The 19701-nt window shown below is 45.5% G+C and carries 20 protein-coding genes; 1 reads left to right on the top strand and 19 read right to left on the bottom strand.

The features are described 5' to 3' along the window. Nucleotides 1-44 precede the first annotated feature (44 nt). Both BP97_RS0122630 and BP97_RS0122625 read right to left on the bottom strand, forming a co-directional pair. A complete protein-coding gene (locus BP97_RS0122630; RefSeq protein WP_028551159.1) occupies nucleotides 45-1601 on the bottom strand; it encodes a S1C family serine protease in 1557 nt (518 codons plus the stop codon). A gap of 604 nt (nucleotides 1602-2205) precedes the next feature. Continuing rightward, nucleotides 2206-2622, bottom strand: a complete 417-nt coding sequence (locus tag BP97_RS0122625) for a YugN-like family protein (protein WP_028551158.1) — start codon at nucleotides 2620-2622, stop codon at nucleotides 2206-2208. Nucleotides 2623-2813: 191 nt separating this feature from the next. Here BP97_RS0122625 and BP97_RS0122620 point away from each other — a divergent pair, with 191 nt between their 5' ends. Beyond that, a complete protein-coding gene (locus BP97_RS0122620) occupies nucleotides 2814-4106 on the top strand; it encodes an ammonium transporter (RefSeq protein WP_028551157.1) in 1293 nt (430 codons plus the stop codon). An 80-nt stretch (nucleotides 4107-4186) separates the two neighbouring features. Here BP97_RS0122620 and BP97_RS0122615 read toward each other — a convergent pair whose 3' ends face one another. From BP97_RS0122615 to mqnC, 17 genes are all read right to left on the bottom strand, one after another. Then, nucleotides 4187-4669 (bottom strand): hypothetical protein, encoded by a 483-nt coding sequence (locus tag BP97_RS0122615; protein ID WP_156043285.1) that lies wholly within the window; start codon nucleotides 4667-4669, stop codon nucleotides 4187-4189. Nucleotides 4670-4901: 232 nt separating this feature from the next. Next, complete coding sequence (locus tag BP97_RS0122610) at nucleotides 4902-5282, bottom strand: hypothetical protein (protein WP_197035517.1); 381 nt, start codon at nucleotides 5280-5282, stop codon at nucleotides 4902-4904. Between the two features lie 229 nt (nucleotides 5283-5511). Beyond that, the gene (locus BP97_RS41450) at nucleotides 5512-5640 is read right to left on the bottom strand and encodes a hypothetical protein (RefSeq protein ID WP_269321922.1); all 129 of its coding nucleotides are present in this window, start codon (nucleotides 5638-5640) and stop codon (nucleotides 5512-5514) included. A gap of 65 nt (nucleotides 5641-5705) precedes the next feature. Continuing rightward, nucleotides 5706-6410 carry a 3D domain-containing protein gene (locus BP97_RS0122600; RefSeq protein WP_028551154.1) on the bottom strand — a complete coding sequence of 235 codons (705 nt, stop codon included), beginning with the start codon at nucleotides 6408-6410 and terminating at the stop codon, nucleotides 5706-5708. Nucleotides 6411-6567: 157 nt separating this feature from the next. Beyond that, on the bottom strand, nucleotides 6568-8508 hold the full coding sequence (gene thrS, locus BP97_RS0122595) for a threonine--tRNA ligase (protein ID WP_028551153.1): 1941 nt from the start codon (nucleotides 8506-8508) through the stop codon (nucleotides 6568-6570). Nucleotides 8509-8820: 312 nt separating this feature from the next. Further along, nucleotides 8821-9750 (bottom strand): putative sporulation protein YtxC, encoded by a 930-nt coding sequence (gene ytxC / locus BP97_RS0122590; protein WP_028551152.1) that lies wholly within the window; start codon nucleotides 9748-9750, stop codon nucleotides 8821-8823. 188 nt (nucleotides 9751-9938) lie between these two features. Then, nucleotides 9939-10682, bottom strand: coding sequence for a carboxymuconolactone decarboxylase family protein (locus tag BP97_RS0122585; RefSeq protein ID WP_028551151.1), 744 nt, complete (start codon nucleotides 10680-10682; stop codon nucleotides 9939-9941). Then, nucleotides 10682-11086 (bottom strand): VOC family protein, encoded by a 405-nt coding sequence (locus BP97_RS0122580; protein ID WP_028551150.1) that lies wholly within the window; start codon nucleotides 11084-11086, stop codon nucleotides 10682-10684. The genes BP97_RS0122585 and BP97_RS0122580 overlap by 1 nt, the downstream gene beginning before the upstream one ends. Further along, complete coding sequence (locus tag BP97_RS40295) at nucleotides 11083-12144, bottom strand: zinc-dependent alcohol dehydrogenase (protein ID WP_028551149.1); 1062 nt, start codon at nucleotides 12142-12144, stop codon at nucleotides 11083-11085. Before BP97_RS40295 ends, BP97_RS0122580 begins: the two co-directional genes overlap by 4 nt. Then, complete coding sequence (locus BP97_RS0122570; RefSeq protein ID WP_028551148.1) at nucleotides 12144-13349, bottom strand: thiolase family protein; 1206 nt, start codon at nucleotides 13347-13349, stop codon at nucleotides 12144-12146. The genes BP97_RS40295 and BP97_RS0122570 overlap by 1 nt, the downstream gene beginning before the upstream one ends. A gap of 13 nt (nucleotides 13350-13362) precedes the next feature. Further along, a complete protein-coding gene (locus BP97_RS0122565) occupies nucleotides 13363-14001 on the bottom strand; it encodes a 3-oxoacid CoA-transferase subunit B (protein WP_028551147.1) in 639 nt (212 codons plus the stop codon). Next, nucleotides 13988-14683 carry a CoA transferase subunit A gene (locus BP97_RS37140; protein WP_036746386.1) on the bottom strand — a complete coding sequence of 232 codons (696 nt, stop codon included), beginning with the start codon at nucleotides 14681-14683 and terminating at the stop codon, nucleotides 13988-13990. The genes BP97_RS0122565 and BP97_RS37140 overlap by 14 nt, the downstream gene beginning before the upstream one ends. A gap of 180 nt (nucleotides 14684-14863) precedes the next feature. Next, the gene (locus BP97_RS39060) at nucleotides 14864-15541 is read right to left on the bottom strand and encodes a cyclase family protein (protein ID WP_028551146.1); all 678 of its coding nucleotides are present in this window, start codon (nucleotides 15539-15541) and stop codon (nucleotides 14864-14866) included. 24 nt (nucleotides 15542-15565) lie between these two features. Continuing rightward, entirely contained in the window at nucleotides 15566-16897 is a 1332-nt protein-coding gene (locus BP97_RS0122550) for a short-chain fatty acid transporter (RefSeq protein WP_028551145.1), read from the bottom strand. A 12-nt stretch (nucleotides 16898-16909) separates the two neighbouring features. After that, a complete protein-coding gene (locus BP97_RS0122545; protein ID WP_028551144.1) occupies nucleotides 16910-17827 on the bottom strand; it encodes a 3-hydroxyacyl-CoA dehydrogenase NAD-binding domain-containing protein in 918 nt (305 codons plus the stop codon). Between the two features lie 201 nt (nucleotides 17828-18028). After that, nucleotides 18029-18373: a DUF3870 domain-containing protein gene (locus tag BP97_RS0122540; protein ID WP_028551143.1), complete on the bottom strand. Its 345-nt coding sequence runs from the start codon at nucleotides 18371-18373 to the stop codon at nucleotides 18029-18031. Nucleotides 18374-18499: 126 nt separating this feature from the next. After that, nucleotides 18500-19636: a cyclic dehypoxanthinyl futalosine synthase gene (gene mqnC, locus BP97_RS0122535; protein WP_028551142.1), complete on the bottom strand. Its 1137-nt coding sequence runs from the start codon at nucleotides 19634-19636 to the stop codon at nucleotides 18500-18502. Nucleotides 19637-19701: the final 65 nt, after the last annotated feature.

The raw sequence follows: 19701 nt of genomic DNA, 5'->3' as shown, positions 1-19701 counted from the left end.
GCTCTACTTCTTTCTTTTATTTCTAACCCTTTTCTGTGTAGGTTTTATTCCGCGTTTTTATCGCCGACGACAACGGTCACATTCTCTTTTTTGCCATCACGCATGACGCCGAGCGTCACTTTATCATCGACCTTCAATGCTTTAATTTTATCTTGTACTTCTTGAGTCGTTTTTACTTTGGCACCATTGACTTCAACGATGACATCGTACGGTCTCAAGCCGGCTTTAAAGGCAGGACTTTTTCTTACGACATCCGAGATAATAGCCCCATCCGTATTTTCAAGCTTCAGTTCGGAAACCCAGTCCTTATCGATAGCAGCCATCGCTACCCCAATATAAGGAGATGGTTCTTTAGGAATTTTCACATTATTTTTGAGATTATCCAGAACGCTTGAAATCGTACTTGTCGGAATAGCGAAACCAATGCCTTGAGCTTGTGCGCTAACCGCGGTATTAATCCCAATGACCTCACCATTCAAGTTCAACAGAGGTCCACCGGAGTTACCAGGGTTAATGGAAGCATCCGTTTGCAGCAAGTGCTTGTATTCTCGGGTTCCTTGCGTGTCCAGAATAGAGATCGGGCGTTCTTTGGCGCTCAACACCCCAACTGTTACTGTGTGGTCAAATCCGTAAGGATTCCCGATAGCAACAACCCAATCTCCTACATTCGTATCTTCTGCTTTACCTAGCGGTAGGGAAGCAAAATCTTTGCCGTCCGTCGCATCAATTTTCAAAGCAGCCAGATCAAGATCATAGCTGTTACCCAATAGCTGAGCTTTAAATGGTTGTTGATACCCTTGCACGGTTACCCAAATTTCATCAGCACCGTCAATAACGTGCTCGTTGGTTAAGATGTAGCCGGACTTTTCAAAAATAAATCCTGTCCCCATCCCACCAGGCTGAAGCTGCTCACTGTCTTTTCCTTTTTGCTTCTGCTGGGAGCGTCCGTCATCTCCGAAAAACTGGCGGAAAAACGGATCATCAAAGATCGAATTGCCGCTGCTTGCCTTAGCCTTCACCTTCGTCTCAATTTTGACTACTGCCGGCCCGGATTGCTCGGCGATTTGCGCAATATTATCCGGTCTGCCGAGATTAAGGGATGTAGGCTTGACCGCTCCGTTGCCGCTAGAGGATTGGGCGGTTGCTCCTGAGTTCGCGCTGCTGCCCATTACTCCTTGAGAACCAGTAAACCAGTTCATCTTATCGGAAGCGAACATTAAGCTTCCTACGACTACAGCACCCGCCACAAAAGAGATAAATGCGCTTCTGAACGAAGATGTTCGCTTCTTCGGTTCGTACTGCCAGTTTCTCATTGGATCTTGAGGCATTCCACCGTCCTGTCCATTGTACGAGAAGCTGCGCAGCGGTTTGGGAGGCGTCATTTCAACTCGAGTATCTCCTTCGCTGGAGCTCGCTGTTGTAGAACTCGGCGTTTCTTCATTTCCCATCGAAGATTTATAAGGCCCGTAGGAATAATAGTATGAAGGTCGTTCTTGCTGCGATTCATTCACATCCGATTTGTCGGTCTCACGTGATGAAGTATCATTAGTTTCACCGTCTTGACGGCGAAAGAAGTCGTCATAATTTTTTTTATCATCCATTGTAAAACCCTCCGTTCATCAGGCTTTAAGGTTCTGAGTGCTACTTGCTATCTTTGACTATATAATGCATTTGTAACCTTAAAGAAACCTTAAAATTAAATGAATCGGAGTTAAAAAGAAAGGTCAATAGAGTCTATCCCCCTATATCCCCCCTTGCTCTCAAGGGGGACCCTGGGCGCTGGCGCCCCTGGACCCCGCAAACTCGGTGGTGGGAGTAGGGTGTGCAACTTCGATGGTACGTTAGTGGGTGGATCGCGTTCGTCCTGAAGGTTCTTTGCTTATCAGCAAAAAACATCAGGACACGCTTGCATGAGTACGGTAACAGGCTTGTGGTTGGAGGGACGTTGAGTGTCTAAGGGGCGCGTCTGTCCAGGCTCCTTTGCAAGCAAAGTTTGCCTGGACACGCTTTAGTTTTGGCAGCATAGGGCAAAAAAAGTAATATTTGCCGTGCTGTTTAAATAAGAAGAGAAGTTGTCCCCGACAACTTCTCTTCTTAATTTAAATGCGCCTACTCATAACAGACTCCCATGCCACTAATACTACTTATTGTAACTATTCATTGCTCACGATCATGCTTAGATCACAAATTTATAAGGAAAGATACTTACGGAGCCGCCCAGTTCGCTTCGACTTCCCGCAAAATACTCTTCGCTTTAGAGACCCACTCATCGTCAACAGGAGCATCTTTATCGACCGGCTCCTGAAATTGATCAACTAGTGCGCCATAGGTGTTAACCTGAGCCTCTTTATCCAAGCCTTCATTATATAAATGCTTCAAGACAAAAGGAGAACCGATGCGAATAATTGCATCTGTCGAATTTGTATCTCCGTCTAATGCACCGTGAGTCACTCCGAAAGGAATACGCAGCCACACTTTATTTTCATTATCTATTGCCCGGTCAAAATAACCGTGATCGTAATCCCAATTGCCACCTAGAGTAAATTGATGATCATGCAAATAATCGCGAATTTGATCGTAAGCTTCTTCCCGGTTTACCAGGGCAGAATCCAATGGAATCATTGTCCATCCTCCTGTTTCTTTTAGTTATAGAATGAACGGAGCGCACAAAATTTATCCCTTTCATCACAAAACCGATTATTCGTCATCATATGTCATTTTATCTTACGTCATTCGTTGACATAACTATCATTGAAACCGTATAATGATTGGCGTAGAAGGACCGAAATGCAGTTTACAAGGGAGTTGAACATATGGATTTGTCCGCTTTGGCGAGTGGATTGGATACGATCTGGGTCGTTTTAACAGCCGCGATGATCTTGTTGATGGAAGGAGGATTCGCCCTTCTGGAAGCAGGCTTCGTACGGCAGAAAAACGCTGTCAGCATCATAATGAAAGTATTCGTGGACATCACATTCGGCGCGCTTATCTTCTATTTTATCGGATTCGGTCTTATGTATGGCAAGGATGCCTTTGGCTTCATCGGAACAAGCGGGTTTATGATGGGAGGAGACCTAACACACATTAAGCTCTCTATCTCCAACGATACGTATTGGCTGTTCCAATGCGCTTTTGTTATTGCAGTCATCTCCATTGTGTCCGGTGCCGTCGCTGAACGTATTCACTTCCACGCTTATATACTCTACACCATAGCTATGACAGGTCTCATATATCCTATCGCCGGACATTGGGTTTGGAGTATCGGCGGCTGGCTCGGAAGTCTCGGCATGATCGATTTTGCAGGCTCCGCTGTCATTCATGCGATGGGAGGATTCTCAGCACTGGCTGCAGCCATCTTCATTGGTCCGCGTATCGGGAAATTTTCCGATAACGGAACTCCGAATATCGTACCCCCATCGAACCTTCCTTTAGCCTCAGTAGGCGCCTTTATCCTTTGGTTCGGCTGGTTCGGCTTTAACTCCGGCAGTACGCTAAGTGCAACGAACGGTTCTATCGGGCACATTGCCGTAACGACCATGCTTGCCGCTGCTGCGGGTGGCGCCACTTGCATTCTATTCACCTTATTCCGTTATCGCAAAGCAGATCCCCCGATGGTTATTAACGGTTCCTTAGCCGGCTTGGTTAGTATCACAGCAGGCTGTGCTTTCGTAAGTGATGGAGCAGCCATTTTTATCGGTGCCGTCAGCGGCATCGCCATGGTATTTGCAACAGAGTATTTGGATTCCAAAAAAGTGGATGATCCCGTAGGCGCCTTTGCGGTCCACGGTATTAGCGGCAGCATAGGCACTCTTGCCGTTGGCTTGTTTGCAAAGCCGGAATTAACTGAGGGCATCGGTCAAAGCTACAGCGGATTGTTCTACGGCGGTGGATGGAATCTTCTCGGAGTACAAGCACTAGGACTTATCATCGTCTCTGTATGGGGCTTCACGCTGACTTGGCTTTCCTTGAAGCTTATTAACCGGCTTGTTCCCGTTAGGGTTAGCCGTGACGAGGAACTCGTCGGTCTGGACGTAGGTATCCACGGCGTGCCTGCTTACAGCCAGGATCATGACTTCATCGAATTGAATCAATTAAAAAAACGATAATTTAACCATAGTGCATCATATATACAAAAAGGGCTGGCAGGAAGCAAATCATGTTTGCTTTCTGCCAGCCCTTCATATTATTATTTTCCTCCGGCACTATCCGATTTGGATGTCACTTTACCATTACGGAACGTGACTTTAACCGAACCACCGTCTTTTAATTTGTATTCGTAGGTTTGAACAGGATTACTGCCGTCGCCTTCTTTGAACTCGCTAATCAGCTTGCCCATTTCTCCCATGTTCTTGGACACTTCATCAAACGTCATGCCAAAATCGACTTTGCCATATTGATCCTGCGTCACGATAGGCTGCTCCTTCGCTCCTTTTGGGGCTTCCACAGGTGCAGGCGTTTCTTTATTAGAGGACTGGTCGGCAGGCTTAGCTGTGTTGTTGGCTTGATCCCCTTTATTGGCATCGTTAGGAGCTGGTGAAGTCGTTGGACTAGGTGACGGTGTCTGCTCTTGCTTGGACGCATCCGGCTGAGCCTGGTCCGCTGGTTTGGTGGTGCATCCTGATACTAATAATGCTACGGCAAAAAATATGATGAGTACTTGGCGCATCATCAAATCCCTCCATTCATGATTGTATTTCAGAGATGATATTGAACCCTGCAGCCGCCCGACTGAACCCATTATAACGATTTTTTTGTCGTAAAGCAAAGTCTTAAGTCGATTCCAGTTTCGCCCATCGATATTTAAACACAAAATAACCCCGTCGCTATTGCTTCATATAGAAGCAACGCGCACCGGAGCACGGGCTGAAATTTCATATAAACGGCCTGATGAGATATCTGAGCTACAAGCCAAGCTCTTTAACCATTTCCTCACTGATCGCAACATCATCCGATTGCTCTGTTCCGTTCAACACTGCCTTCGCCTTCTCGATTTCAAGACGCAGCTGCCGGATTTGCTCCATGGGTTTTTTCACATAATGAATATACTCTACAGCCAGATGATGGTCTGGCTTTTTCCCGGCAAACATTCGACGAAAAGATGACATGGCCCGATAGCTGCGTTCTTCCATAATCCTTTTCTTTTCATAACGCTCGATGACCTGCTCAATTTCAGCAATCTGTTCTTCTTTGCGAGCCACATAGACCTCTAAAAAAGGCAGTACTTCCGCCGCTTTTCGTCTCGTTACCTGCACCGAATTCCCCATCAATAAAACCTCTTCCATGGGACATCACCTATCTCTTCATGTTAACTTTTATCACAGTATAATCCTCATTTTACACTAAAAAATAAGCTTTGAAAACCTCTATTTCGTTAACAATGTCAGGAATTAACCCGATAATCCTTGCAGATTGTGCATATCGTATGTTTTTTTCTGATAAATCGTAACAAAAAAAGAAGCAGACGCTATATTGCGTCCGCCTCTTCTGCATCATATCTCACATACCGTTAAATTAGTATTTAGCGTTTTGATTGGCACCTTCGCTTGCATTGTTTTGTCCTGATTGCTTCACGTTTTTAGCTACTACTTCTTCAGCAAACTCAGTATCGTTTTGCTGCTTTTTGTTTTTGTTCTTAGCCATGTTGTTATTCACCTCCCCTTACAAGCATTAGTATGGGTAAGGTGAAGTCCATTTATGTTGGAAGTTTAAAACAGTATCTCGTTCTCCAGCTGGCTCCAAATCATTTTCGTAATTTTGCCGTCGCCCTTTTTGACGACGAATACATTCAACGTTTTTTTGCCCCATTCACGGTACACTTGATCTTTGGTTTCAAAGTACAAGTCAATTCTTTTGCCTTTAATCGCACTACCTGTATCGGCTACAATCCCGTATCCATACCCCGGAATCCATAGAACCGTTCCAAGAGGAAAAACGCTCGGGTCAGCAGCGATGGTTGAGAAAGAGTTTTTATCGCGCTGAACCTTCATCCCGGAAAAAGTGACTCCATACTCAGGATGACCAGGCGTTTTACCTGTCGATTCCTTACCCGCATAATAACCGGTTGCAGTCACTTCCACCGCAGTATAGTGGGATATGTCCTTCTTCAGATTAGGCAAAAAGGTATATTTGTCGCTCTTTTTGTTATAGTTAACGGTAGTGTTTTGTTTGACTGCAGAAACAGCCTTTGTCTCTTTAGCAACATTATTTTCCTGCTGTTGGGACGCAGCCTGCGGCTGAGCAGCTGCTTGAACGTTTTGGGACAACGTTGGCAAGGCTTGACTGAATTGACCGTGATCGACAGGACCGTTTTGTGCCAGTGACTGCTGTTCCTGTTCTAGTGCCAAAAACAATCCGAGCAGAACGGCAATGAAACAGATCCATTTCGCATGACTTACGGCTTTTGGTAACATACTTGGTTTAAAACCTCCCCTTAATATAAGAGGCTATCCAATTACTACTAGGAATATACAAAATCGCCAAACAAGCACTATCTCACCTGATACCAAACTTACAAAAAAAGAACAATCCCTTCGAAAAGGAATTGTTCTCATATCATTTAATGTCACTTTAGTCGATTTGCTTCGAACGGATCGCTTCGCTGATTAAAGCAGCTGCGCTGTCCAGGCTTTGTACACCCAAATCGCCTTCGCCGCGCTTACGAACCGAAACGCTGTTGTTATTCATTTCGTTCTCACCTACAACGAGCATGTAAGGAATTTTCTCAAGCTGCGCTTCACGGATTTTGTAACCCAGCTTCTCATTGCGCAGGTCGGATTCAACGCGAATACCTGCAAACTGGAGCTTCTCTTCAACTTCTTTAGCATAGCTCTCAAATGCCGTTGAAACTGGGATGACTTTCGCTTGAACCGGAGATAACCAGGTTGGAAGGTTACCCGCAAAGTTCTCGAGCAAGAAAGCCGTCATCCGTTCCATAGTTGAGATAATACCACGGTGAATAACGACCGGACGATGCTTCTGTCCATCTTCGCCTACATACTCCAATTGGAAACGTTCTGGCAGCAAGAAGTCGAGCTGTGCTGTAGACAGCGTTTCTTCTTTTTTCAGGGCTGTTTTGATCTGTACGTCCAACTTAGGACCATAGAATGCTGCTTCGCCTTCCGCTTCATAGAACGGCAAACCAAGCTCTTCTACAACCTCACGCAGCATGCGTTGGGACATTTCCCACATGTTATCGTCTGGGAAATATTTCTCGGTATCCGCAGGATCACGGTAAGACAGACGGAAACGATATTCCTTGATTCCGAAATCCTCATACACTTGGCGAATCAGATTGACTACGCGTGCGAATTCTTCTTTGATTTGATCCGGACGGCAGAAAATATGCGCATCGTTCAGAGTCATTGCACGTACACGGTGCAAGCCTGTCAAGGCTCCGGACATTTCGTAACGGTGCATCGTTCCAAGCTCAGCTACACGAATCGGCAGATCGCGGTAGCTGCGCATGTCGCTTTTGTACACCATCATATGATGCGGGCAATTCATCGGACGAAGAACGAGCTCCTCATTGTCCATAATCATTTTAGGGAACATGTCCTCTTGGTAATGCTCCCAGTGCCCGGATGTTTTATAAAGCTCTACATTGGCCAGAACAGGCGTATACACGTGTTGGTAGCCTAAACGCTCTTCCAAATCTACGATATAGCGCTCCATCGTGCGGCGTACTTTGGCTCCGTGAGGAAGCCATAGAGGCAAGCCTTGTCCAACTTCACGGGAGAAGGTAAACATTTGAAGCTCTTTGCCCAGCTTACGATGATCGCGTTTTTTAGCTTCTTCGAGCAGGTGAAGATGCTCGTCCAGTTCAGCCTTTTTAGGGAATGCCGTACCGTAAATACGCTGCAGCATTTTATTTTTGGAATCTCCACGCCAGTAAGCCCCTGCTACGCTCAATAGCTTGAATGCTTTAATACGTCCAGTGGACGGTAAATGAGGTCCGCGGCACAAGTCAAAAAATTCGCCTTGATCATAGATCGTCAGCACGGAATCCTCTGGCAAATCACGGATCAACTCCAGCTTCAGCGGATCTTCGAGCTCAGTGAAAATACGGATAGCTTCTTCTCTGCTGACCACTCTGCGGCGGATCGGCAGGTTCTCCTGGGCGATTTTCTCCATTTCTTTCTCGATCTTGGACAGATCCTCAGGAGTAACAGGTGTTTCCAAATCAATATCATAGTAAAAGCCGTCCTCAATTACAGGACCGATACCGAGCTTTACTGTTTTTTCACCATAAATGCGTTTAAGCGCCTGCGCCATCAAGTGAGCCGTACTATGACGGTATACTTCAAGTCCCGCTTCGCTATCCAGCGTTACGATTTCCAAGGCTGCATCCTGATCGATAGCCGTGTTCAAATCAACCGCTTTGCCGTTTAATTTGCCGACTACCGCATTTTTCTTCAATCCAGAGCTGATGGAACCGGCTACTTCTTCAATCGTAGTTCCCTGCTCATATTCTCTTACCGCTCCATCCGGAAAAGTAACTTTTACTGCCATCTTGTTCAACCTCCTGAATTATTGAAGCTTTTAGCAAAACAAAAAAAGCGCCTCATCCCAAAAGGGACGAGAGCGCTTGGTCTCGTGGTTCCACCCTAGTTCGATCCGCTCAAGCTTCCTGCGAATCCTCGTAAGCATTCCTTAACGGGAATGAACCGGAGATATATACTAAACGAAAATGCCGATTATAGCATGCCGTGTTCCATATCTCAGCTACAAAGGGGTAAATGATTGTCGTTCACTGAAGGAGATTACAGCCAAGTCCCCTCTCTCTGTACAGCACTTCAACCATTGTTGTCTTTGATTATTGCCCTAACCTTTATTATAGTCAGCTGCTGCCGATCGGTCAAGATTGTGACATAATCTGCAATATTCGCAGAGCTGAACGCGATTTTCAAAAATTTGCGTGATCGTTTTAATGACCTGAACCTCCGGGTCTCTTGTATGGATGCATATTTGACGAGGAGATACCGAAATCAACGTACTGACAATGACATCTTCAAAGTTGATGTCCTTCTCGAGCATTTCCACAGTTAAAGTCGCATCGGTCTGGCTCGTATCAATAGGCTCCATACGATCGTTCAGCAGAGTAAATTCGTTGCCGCCTTTATGTATCAAGTGAGCCGTTGGAATTTTGGCTTCCTGAATGTAAACAAAATATTTTAACAGTGAAATGAACTCCTGATACTGCTGATCCATCAGGAACTCGTCAATTGCATATTCAACCACTTCGTGAAGCTCACTCATATAGTCCTGCAAGCGAAATTTAATAAAGCCCTGTAAGTTCAAATCCGTAAATTCCTGCAAAAATGCGCAAACCGCCTGTGTAATCATTTGCTTGCGGCGTGCCACCGCCTGCTCAAAGGTAGGTTCAAAGGCTTCCTCATCCTCTTCGGACGACTGCGCAGGGCGGCAATAGCTAAGAATAGAGGCGATATCCTCTTCCAGCTTGTAATCGAAATCTCGGGCAATCATGGCACGAATCAATCGTCCCTCTTCTTCCTGAATAATCCATTCAGAGACTGCCTCAGCTACCTTTGAATACAACTCATCGGTTTTTTTATCCAATTGAAAAAGGGGAAATATCCCTTCAGCATGAATAACAAAGGTCGTATGGTCTTGCTCGACATATGTTGCCACGTTATTGGAATATACGTTTCTGACAGCATCATCCACCGCCGCATGAAGCTTATGAACGGATGTATCCGATGTTTTCGTTAAGGTTAAGGCAAACAGCTTCATCCTATTCACTCCTTCCTTCCCTTACTTCTCTTTTTTAAGTATATGGTCGGGAGGGGGCATATATACAAACAACAATTTCCCATGGAATAGTAAGTGAATTGAAAACAAACATAAAAAATGCATCCTTTAGGCCACACAGCAGCTAAGACAGTGCAACTAAAGGATGCAGGGATGATATAAGGTACTACTTAAGCTTTTTGCAAAAACTCACTGATCTCAAACCAGGAAGGAATTCCGGCTGTGAGCACACAAACGAGGGATACTTCTGCGATTTCTGCATCCGTAGCTCCCCATTTCTTCGCTCCGTTGACATGCACCTGAACTCCTTCAGGGTATCTTTCGGCAAGATTAACGCCAATTAATACGAGCTCCTTCAGCTTTCTTGATACTACATGGTCTCTTAGAACGACATTTCTTAAATTGGTATATCCGACCATAGCGGAAGGATTGGCTTTTTCCAGCAGTTGAGCCCACGAAGGAGTCAATCCCGATTCCTTTTCATAGTATGCATAAGCATCCTCCAAGGACGTGATGGAAGGAAGCTCTCCGTTATATTCTTTAACCTCTGTACCTTCAATGCCCAAATATTCGGCTGCGAACTGAATCGCCTTCATCCCCGTAAACCAAGCAGGTATTCCACGGGAGATAATGCAGGCTGCAACGACATCGGCAATTTCTTCAAGATTAGCGCCAGCATCGACAGCTCCTTGCGTATGATAAATCATGCTTCTTTCATAACGACGCGCCGCATTGACACCAACCAGAATAAGCTCCTTTTCTTTGCGCGGAAGAGCACCGTCGACTAAAATTTCGTTTCTAAGCAGCGTATAGTGTTCCATTGCTTTTGGAGAAAAATGATACAACATATCCACCCATTCAGGAACTTTACCGTACACCTCTTCGTAATATTTCAGCACATCAAAAGAAGCCATTATTGTTCACCCTTTCTTTCCTTGCTTGGTTGTACCAGTTGAAGCAGCTCTTGAGATGGTCCGTAAAAAAATATCGTCTTTCCTCCATCAATGGACGGGCTTGGTTCTTCCGTATTGAAATGGATCCCTTTTTCCCGATAAAAACGAATCGCTTCATAGATATCATCCACCGTTAGCGCCAAGTGATTTACAATGCCTTTGCTTGCGTAGCTATAATCCGGTGTGAGATTATTGATCAGTTCAATTTCAAAGCCAGACTGGTTGGGATGATATAAAAAGGCCAATTCCTTAGCCGGTGTCTTGCCTCTCGTTCGAAGTATAAAGCCAAAATAGTTACAATAAAAATCGATGGATCTGTCCATATCGTTGACGATTATTGCCGTGTGCTCCACTTTACGTATCATGGCTTAAGAATCACCTTCGCTCCCTGTTTCTTGAGACCATACTCAAACCCGTTTACGACATCTTCCAATGGAAGTACATGAGAAATTAGCTTGGCATACGGGTATTTTCCGCTCGCAGCCATCGATATAGTCCGTCTAAGCGTTGTTTCCGTAACGCCATAAACCCCTTTGACAGTGACTTCGCCACGAACAATCTCATGTGTTGGCAAGGTTGTTTCTTTAGCGGATATGCCGACTAGAAGAACCTCACCGCCCTTTGTGCACATACGCACTGCCGAAACAAGAGATTGGTGGAAGCCGCTTGTTTCAAAAATATGGTCGACCCCTTGACCGTCTGTAATTGCGCTCACGGCTTCCACATCATTGACTTCATCAGCATACACGATGTCTGTAGCTCCCAGCTCCTTAGCAAGCTGCAATCTTTCCTCATCTGCATGCAGCCCCGTAATGATCAGCTTTCTTAAGCCGTAATTGGACAGGGAGGCAACCATAGAAAGACCTATCGGGCCGGGTCCAATAACGACAGCCGTATCGCCCGGCTTAATATCGGAGCGTTCCAGTGCCTTCACACCAATAGCTAGAGCCTCCAGCATGCCGGCAACTTCAATAGGCAGCTCATCTGGAATAGGGAGAACATTTTTATAATGAATGGCTGCATATTCAGCCATACCGCCATTGGTGCGAAAGCCGTACCGAAGCGATTTGGCCGGCACCTTGGCCATTGCATTGGAACCGTAGTCGCAAAGGTTGGTGTTCCCTCTTTGGCAGTTATAGCAATCTCCACAAGGTACATAAGGATTAATAATGACGCGCTGATTTAATAAATGCTCGTATTCAGGCTTGCCGACATTGACCACCGTACCGGCGAACTCATGTCCCAGTATCACTGGAGTCGCAACCCATTCGTAAGCCTTCATGCCCTCGTACATGTGCAAATCACTGCCGCAAATGCTGACAGCTTCGACTTTCACCAATACATCCTGCTCGCTCATTTCGGGCGGATCTATTTCTTTGAACTCGACTCCACGTTCGCGATTTGTTTTAACAACGGCTTTCATTAGTTCTCCTCCTCCACGGAACGGAATACGGTAGCAATCCCTTGACCCCCAGCTATACAAAGGGTCGCCAGACCCCATTTCGCTTTTCTTTTGCGCATGGCATGAATAAGCGTGACACTAATTCTGGCTCCGCTGTTTCCAATAGGGTGTCCAAGAGCAATGGCACCGCCGTTGACGTTGATTTTGTCCATCGGCAATTTCATCTCTTTAATGCAAGCGAGCGATTGTGCGGCAAAAGCTTCATTAAGCTCCACCAAATCCAGATCCTCCATTTGGATATCCGCCATCTTTAGCGCTTTCGCAGTAGCTTCCACAGGTCCGATCCCCATGCGATCTGGCTTGCACCCTGATACTCCAAGCGCACAAACTTCAACCAACGGCTTTAACTGATATTTTTTGACCATCTCACCGGAAACGACAAGCAGTAAGGATGCGCCATCATTAAGACCGGATGCGTTGCCCGCAGTTACTGTACCATCCTTTTTGAAAACAGGCTTGAGCTTACCGAGCTGCTGCATATCAGTCTTTCTCGGATGCTCATCAACTGAAAAAATAACAGGCTCTCCTTTCCTCTGCGGAATCGAAACAGGAACAATTTCATCATTGAACTCGCCATTTTGAATGGCGTTATGTGCCTTTAACTGACTGTTATAGGCGAACTCATCCTGCTCGTTACGCGTGATAGCATAATCCTCCGCCAGATTTTCAGCAGTCATTCCCATAACAAGACGACCGTATTTTTCTTCCGGCTGGGAACCCGGCTGGCTTTCTTTGTTAGGGTCTAGAATTTCCGAATTCCCGGCAATGAATCCATACCGTGCGTTACGGATATAATAAGGTGCAGCACTCATGCTTTCGACCCCGCCCACGATGAAGGCATGTCCTAATCCTGCCCGAATAGAAGTGAAAGCGTTATGGATTGCTTGCATGCCTGATCCGCATTGGCGGTGAACTGTATAGGCTGGCAGCGATTCAGGCAAATCAGCTTTCAGCAGCGCTTTACGGGCAATGTTGGATTGATCTTGGCTTTGCTTGGCTTGACCGATGATCACTTCGTCGATTTCTTCATCTGGCACCAGGCTTTGCTTTTTCAATTGATTGAATAATGGAACGAGCAGATCGTCCGGATCAATATCCTTCAGTGCTCCACCCAGTTTCCCTACTGCCGTTCTATGCGCACTTACAACAAATACTCGATTATCCATGGTTAATCATCTCCTATTCAATATCAAAGCTTGCTTCTGTTTTGGCTTGTACTTCCTCCAATGAAACACCCGGCATTAGCTCTATAAGCACCAACCGATCCTTTTTATATTCAAACACCGCTAATTCTGTAATAATCAGATTGATTTTACGCAATGAAGTAATCGGGTAATTGCAGGTTTTAACAATTTTCGGCTCGCCGTTTTTGGAGGTGTGATTCGTCGTTACGATGACCTTTTTTGCACCGCTCAATAGATCCATCGCTCCGCCTACTCCCATAATGTTTTGACCTGGTATTGCCCAGTTGGCAATGTAACCCTGCTCGTCAACCTGCAGCGCACCCAATATGGCGACATCGACATGCCCTCCGCGAATCATAGCGAACGATTCACCGCTGTTAAAATACGATGCGCCGATTCCTTCAGAAATCGGAAGCTTTCCCGCGTTGACCAAGCTTGGATCAAAATCTTCATCCGAAGTCAGCTCCATGACCCCAAGCATGCCGTTCTCCGTATGGAAATGAACCGAGGTCGGATCGACATATTTGGCAACCAACGTCGGTATACCGATTCCAAGATTGACGACAGAATTGGGCTGCAGCACTTTAGCCGCACGTTTCGCGATCATTTCTTGAATTTCTTTATTTGAGCTCATGTTTTGGCACAACTCCTTCTTTGGTTAGTACTAGCTTGCTTTCCACAATGGCATCAACGAATAAATGAGGAGTGACGATTTCTTCCGGTGACAGCTCACCGGCCTCTACGATCTCATCCACTTCCGCAATGACGAAATCAGCAGCTGTTGCCATCAACGGATTAAAGTTACGTGCCGTTTTATAAAAAACAAGGTTCCCAAGAGAATCGGCTTTGGCCGCTTTTATAAGCGCAACATTAGCTTTAAGAGGCTCTTCGAGCACGTATTGCTCGCCATTGATGATTCTGACTTCCTTCCCCTTAGCTAGTTCGGTTCCGGCACTTGTGCGTGTATAGTAGCCTCCGATTCCTGCGCCGCCGGCACGTATCGATTCCGACATCGTTCCTTGAGGCATTAATTGGATATCAAGCTTGCCTTCATTGAAGTTCTCTCCAACTTCCCGGTTGCTGGTGAAATAAGAGCCTATCGCTTTTTTGATTTTTCCTTGTCTCAGCAAAATGCCCAATCCTTTACCGGCTTCACCAAGGTTGTTGCTAATGACGGTCAGCTGATCTACATCCAGCCGCGTCAGTTCATCAATAAGGGTTAATGGTGCTCCAACCAGACCAAAGCCACCGACCATCAATGTATCTCCCGATTGTATCTGTTTAATAACCTCTTCGATTTCTCTTAGCTTTCGCATTATGATCCACTCCTTGGTAAAATAAGAAAAGCCCAGCATCTCCAAAAGAACTAAGCATACGCTTATCTTTTGGAAAGGCTGGGCTGTTTCATTTATGTGAGAACGGGGTAAACCGTCCTCACCATGAAAGTTCATCTCTCCATATCATTAATGAATTATTTAATTAAAATGCAGTGCTTCTTACCATTCTTCAATTGCGATAGCGCGAATCGGCGATCCGGATAATCCCTTCATATTAAGAGGTGTCCCCATAAAGTAGAAGCTGTTTTTGCTCAGCTTGTCCAGGTTGACCACATTTTCGATAATCAAGATATTGCGGCTCAGTAACGCAAGATGCACATCGCGCTTCATGTTGTCGTTGATGTCAGCATTGGCCAAATCTAATCCAATCGCTTTCAGCTTCTTCTCAACAACCCACTCTCCGACCGAGGCGGCAAGAGCCTTGCAATCATGGAACCCGGGGCCATTCCATTCACCTGGCCAACAGCGGAACAAGACGATGTCGCCTTCTTTAATATCCAACCCTTTCTCCTCGACTACCTTCTCGATCATTTCACGGGTAACCGGTTCGCTAGGGTCTTTAAAAGAAACATCAACAACGTGCGCATTCCCCATTGTAGCATCAATTGGAATCTGTTCGATGGTCAAGCCATCTTTGAAAAAGTGATAAGGGGCATCGACGTGAGTTCCGCCATGGTCAGACATCATAAAAATCTTACTGGCGTAGCCCTCACAGGGAGCCACATATCTAGGCTTGGAAAAATCATGAGTAACATGATCCATGATGACCACTTTAGGATGAGATGGGAACGATGTCAAGCCATCATATAAGAGTACGGATAAGTCTACAATTTTCATGATAGTTACCTCCAGGAAGTTATTTTAACCGATATAGCCCCAAATCAATACCGCACCGGAATACACAATGCCGATCCAGATCATCATTACGACCGTATAGCCCATAACGTCTTTCAGCTTCAAGTTGGAGAGAGCAAGCGCCGGCAAAATCCAGAACGGCTGCACCAGATCATTCCATGCGTTACCAAGCATGACAGACATCGATGTTTGGCTGATCGAAGCCCCTAATTGTTTGGCCGCATCGATCATGAACGGACCTTGAACTACCCAGTGTCCGCCTGCAGATGGAGCAAAGAAGTTGATAACAAAGGAGCTGACAAGTCCGAAGAACGGCAATGTATGCTCAGTTGAAAATTGCACGAACCAGTGCGCCAAAGTTTCAACCAGCCCGGAACCAGCCATAATGGCCATGATACCTGCATAAAAAGGATATTGCAGAAAAATACCTGAAATCGATTTGATTCCTTCATTCAACGTAGCCACATATTTGGCAGGCGTACCGAGAAGAAGAATACCTAAGAAAAGAATAATAAAGTTGATACGGTTCAGGTCGAATGATCCGCCTTGTCTAATATCTTGAAAAATGAAAATGGCTGCAACAATAACAATCAGAAACGAAAGAATACGGCTGTTGTTTAATTTGTTAGCAAGCGTAGGCTCTTCGACAGCCACTTTTTCGACTACGCTCTCCTCTTCTCTTAGCTCAGGAAGAATTTCTACTATGTTCTCTTGCTTTTTAGGATGCAGCCAAGCATTTAAGAGCGGCAGCGAAATAATAACAATCAAAGTCGTAATAAGCATCGGCACTGAAAAAATAGTTTGATTAAGCGGAATGACACCCATCGCTTTTTCCAAAGGATGCCCTGCTGTAGAAATAAGCACCGGAATACTGGCGGAAAGCCCGAGACCGTAAAGCGTAAAACCGCTGTAAGCGGATGCAATGATGAGCGGGTAATGGACGCCTTTTACTTTTACAGCCAATTTCTTTGCTATAATACCGCCAATGACTAGTCCGAAGCCCCAGTTTAAATAGCTGCCGACTCCGCCGACGAGCGTTGCGACGATGATGGCCCCTCTAGGAGTATGAATGCGGCTGACAATTTTGTTTAGAAGACGATCTACCAATGGCGCTCTTGCCAGAACGTAGCCCATTGCCAGTATGACGGCCATCTGCGTAGTGAAGGCGAGCAAGTTCCAGAAGCCTTTCCCCCAGTTGGAGGTTGCCTCCGTCAAGCCTTGCCCTTGAACCACAATCGCAAGGATGATCGTCAATAGGGTTAATCCGATGGCGAATACGAACGGGTCAGGCAAGTATTTTTTCATCAGATTGGTAAAAAAGCGAGTCAATTTTTCCACAAAAAGACCTCCCTAATTTTCCTTTGTATCTAACCACTTGATCAATTCAAGCAGCTGACGATTTTTGTTCTGGCTGATGGAAGGGACATCTTTATCCTGCCAATCATAAAAGCCTTTCCCTGTTTTCACTCCTAAGTTACCCTGCTCTACTTTATTTGTTAGAAGCGGGGACGGTTCTGTCCGATTTTCCAAGTCCTCGTATAAGTAAGAAGCAATATGGCAATGGACATCGAGACCGTTCCAGTCCCTTTGCTCCAAGGGTCCTGTGAACAGCAGCCTGATACCCAAGCTGTATCTGACCACAGTGTCGATATCTTCAGCCGAAGCCACGCCTTTTTCTAGAAGGGATATAGCCTCCCTTGCAAGCGCATGCTGAATGCGGTTACCGATGAATCCCGGAAGCTCTTTATGGACCAGAACGGGCTTCTTACCCATCTGTTTAAGAAACTCCATAACCTTCTCTGCTGTATGAGCTTCGGTTGCGGTTCCCTTAATGACTTCTACCAGAGGAACGACGTGAGCCGGCATGAAGAAATGCATACCGATCAATCGGCCCGGATAATTCAAAGCAGCAGCTATGTCGCTTACAGGAAGCCCGGAGGTGTTGGTTGCAAGAATCGCTTCAGAACTGCAAACGCTTTCTAACTGTTTGAAAATGTGCTGCTTCAAGCTTAGGTTCTCCGGAACGGCTTCAATTATTAGCCATGAGTCCTGAACGCTCTGAATATCGGTCGATAACTGGATTCGAGAAATAACCTGATCGACATCTTCTTGTAGAGAATGAAGCTGTTCTCTGATTCTCCCCAGGGCTCGCTGTAATGCATCCTCATTCTGATCAACCAAGAGAACGTTTACATTTCGACTGGCAAGCAATTGGGCGATTCCGCTTCCCATTGTCCCTGCACCAATGATCGAAACATGATTTTCCATCAGATCATCACCTTTACAAAATAAAAATGAAAACAAAAAAAACCTAGGCTTACCAAAAGAAATAAGAAAATAAAAATCTCTTATCGTCGTTTTGGAAAAGCTAGGTTTTCTTAAATTAATATGAAATGTTTAATTTCATCATTAAGAATATGCTCTTCGAAGACTTCAGTATTCTTTTTTGATTACGGTTTCATTATACGCCTATTCGACAGAATTCGTCAAATGTTTTTTCTCAAAGTAACGTTTGTTCGCTGCTTTTAAAGCGACAATCACGGAATTCGTCGAAGGTGTAAGGTAATGAGACTCGATTCGCTTGATCAAATCTTCAATCCCGTTAGATAATGAATAGCCGACCAACAGCCGCCGAATGAAATCTTTCGCCAAATCCGTTATAAAAGTAAACTCAACATCTACAATGGTGTCATCGCTGGGATCAATCTCCAATATGATTCCTGCATGCTTATAAACCTCATACATTGCGCTGCCTTGAGGTGCCTTGGCATAAGCCGTAACTAATACTGTATTCATCTCGTACTGCTTGCTCATGTGTACTCCCCCGTTGTCCTTTACTCGTGTTTATAATGCCCTTTTTCTCAAAAGATAGCAACAACAAATTTTAAACATAGAAAAAAGACCCTGCGAAAGAGGTATCTTCACAGGATCTGGAGCTTATTAGTTCTGCATTACAAAGTCGTTGTCAACCTTATCTTCCTCATTGTCAAACACACGCAGGATTTCGTAGCGTGTATTTCGCTGTGCCGGGATTTTGCCGGCTTCGCGGATGATTTGCAGCGTCGAGCCGATGTTGACCTTGTGTGTCGTTCCTGCCGCGGAAACGACGTTTTCCTCGATCATGGTGCTGCCGAAGTCGTTGCAGCCAAAATGGAGCGACTGCTTGCCGACCTCCGGACCCATCGTAACCCACGAGGATTGGAAGTGAGGAATATTGTCCAGCATAATGCGGCTAATGGCAACGTTCTTCAGATAATCCTGAGGTCCGAGTTTGTCGGCCTTCAGATTCGTGTTATCCGGCTGGAACGTCCAAGAAATAAATGCCAAAAATCCAGGCGAATTATACTTGTTCGCAATACATTCGTCTTGAGCATCACGAACGCGAAGCAAGTGCAGCGCGCGCTCTTCCATCGATTCTCCGAAGCCGATAACCATCGTGGCAGTGGTGGACATGCCGATCTTATGAGCCATCTGCATAACGTCCATCCAATCCCGCCAGGAGCCTTTTAAACGGCTGATCTTGCGTCTTGTACGGTCATCTAGGATTTCGCCTCCGCCTCCCGGAAGAGAATCTAATCCAGCCATGTTCAGCTCTCTCATAACCTCTTCGAGCGTTAAACCGCCAGACATTTCTTTCATCTTCAATATCTCGGCAGGAGAGAAAGAGTGCATCGTAATATCAAAGCGCTTCTTAATCTCGCGAAGCAAATTCGTATAATACGTAAAAGGAAGGTTCGGATTCGTTCCTCCCTGCATGAGAATTTCTGTACCGTTAACGTCCAGTGTCTCCTGGATTTTCTGGAAGATGGTCTCATCTGGAAGCACATAGCCTTCACTAGAGCCTGGCGCACGGTAAAATGCGCAAAAACGGCAGTACACATCACATATGTTCGTATAATTAATATTGCGACCGATAACAAAGGTTGTGATCGGGTCCGGATGATGCCTCAACATAATTTGATTTGCGACATGGCCCATCTTTTCAATCTGATCCGATTCATATAATTGAATACAGTCTTCAAGACTGATTCGGTTTCCGGCCAGCGCACTATCGAGGATGCGGTCGATTGAACTCATCCTGTGCTCACTCCTTTTTGCTAGCTAATGACAAAAAATATTTTGCATACGAAAAAACTTTACAA

The sequence above is a fragment of the Paenibacillus sp. UNC451MF genome, from assembly GCF_000686845.1.
In the GTDB taxonomy this organism is placed as follows: Bacteria; Bacillota; Bacilli; order Paenibacillales; family NBRC-103111; genus Paenibacillus_S.
Note: the sequence above shows the minus strand (reverse complement) of the source record. Positions and strands in the feature narration are given on the sequence as shown.

Coding starts and splice junctions, on each gene's coding strand:
- BP97_RS0122630 (WP_028551159.1), bottom strand. CDS start 1,601: ATGGATGATAAAAAAAATTATGACGACTTCTTTCGCCGTCAAGACGGT.
- BP97_RS0122615 (WP_156043285.1), bottom strand. CDS start 4,669: ATGATGCGCCAAGTACTCATCATATTTTTTGCCGTAGCATTATTAGTA.
- BP97_RS0122610 (WP_197035517.1), bottom strand. CDS start 5,282: ATGGAAGAGGTTTTATTGATGGGGAATTCGGTGCAGGTAACGAGACGA.
- BP97_RS0122565 (WP_028551147.1), bottom strand. CDS start 14,001: ATGAGCTCAAATAAAGAAATTCAAGAAATGATCGCGAAACGTGCGGCT.
- BP97_RS0122585 (WP_028551151.1), bottom strand. CDS start 10,682: ATGGCTTCTTTTGATGTGCTGAAATATTACGAAGAGGTGTACGGTAAA.
- BP97_RS37140 (WP_036746386.1), bottom strand. CDS start 14,683: ATGCGAAAGCTAAGAGAAATCGAAGAGGTTATTAAACAGATACAATCG.
- BP97_RS0122580 (WP_028551150.1), bottom strand. CDS start 11,086: ATGATACGTAAAGTGGAGCACACGGCAATAATCGTCAACGATATGGAC.
- BP97_RS41450 (WP_269321922.1), bottom strand. CDS start 5,640: ATGGCTAAGAACAAAAACAAAAAGCAGCAAAACGATACTGAGTTTGCT.
- BP97_RS0122600 (WP_028551154.1), bottom strand. CDS start 6,410: ATGTTACCAAAAGCCGTAAGTCATGCGAAATGGATCTGTTTCATTGCC.
- BP97_RS0122625 (WP_028551158.1), bottom strand. CDS start 2,622: ATGATTCCATTGGATTCTGCCCTGGTAAACCGGGAAGAAGCTTACGAT.
- BP97_RS0122540 (WP_028551143.1), bottom strand. CDS start 18,373: ATGAGCAAGCAGTACGAGATGAATACAGTATTAGTTACGGCTTATGCC.
- thrS (WP_028551153.1), bottom strand. CDS start 8,508: ATGGCAGTAAAAGTTACTTTTCCGGATGGAGCGGTAAGAGAATATGAG.
- BP97_RS40295 (WP_028551149.1), bottom strand. CDS start 12,144: ATGAAAGCCGTTGTTAAAACAAATCGCGAACGTGGAGTCGAGTTCAAA.
- BP97_RS0122570 (WP_028551148.1), bottom strand. CDS start 13,349: ATGGATAATCGAGTATTTGTTGTAAGTGCGCATAGAACGGCAGTAGGG.
- BP97_RS0122620 (WP_028551157.1), top strand. CDS start 2,814: ATGGATTTGTCCGCTTTGGCGAGTGGATTGGATACGATCTGGGTCGTT.
- BP97_RS39060 (WP_028551146.1), bottom strand. CDS start 15,541: ATGAAAATTGTAGACTTATCCGTACTCTTATATGATGGCTTGACATCG.
- mqnC (WP_028551142.1), bottom strand. CDS start 19,636: ATGAGTTCAATCGACCGCATCCTCGATAGTGCGCTGGCCGGAAACCGA.
- BP97_RS0122545 (WP_028551144.1), bottom strand. CDS start 17,827: ATGGAAAATCATGTTTCGATCATTGGTGCAGGGACAATGGGAAGCGGA.
- ytxC (WP_028551152.1), bottom strand. CDS start 9,750: ATGAAGCTGTTTGCCTTAACCTTAACGAAAACATCGGATACATCCGTT.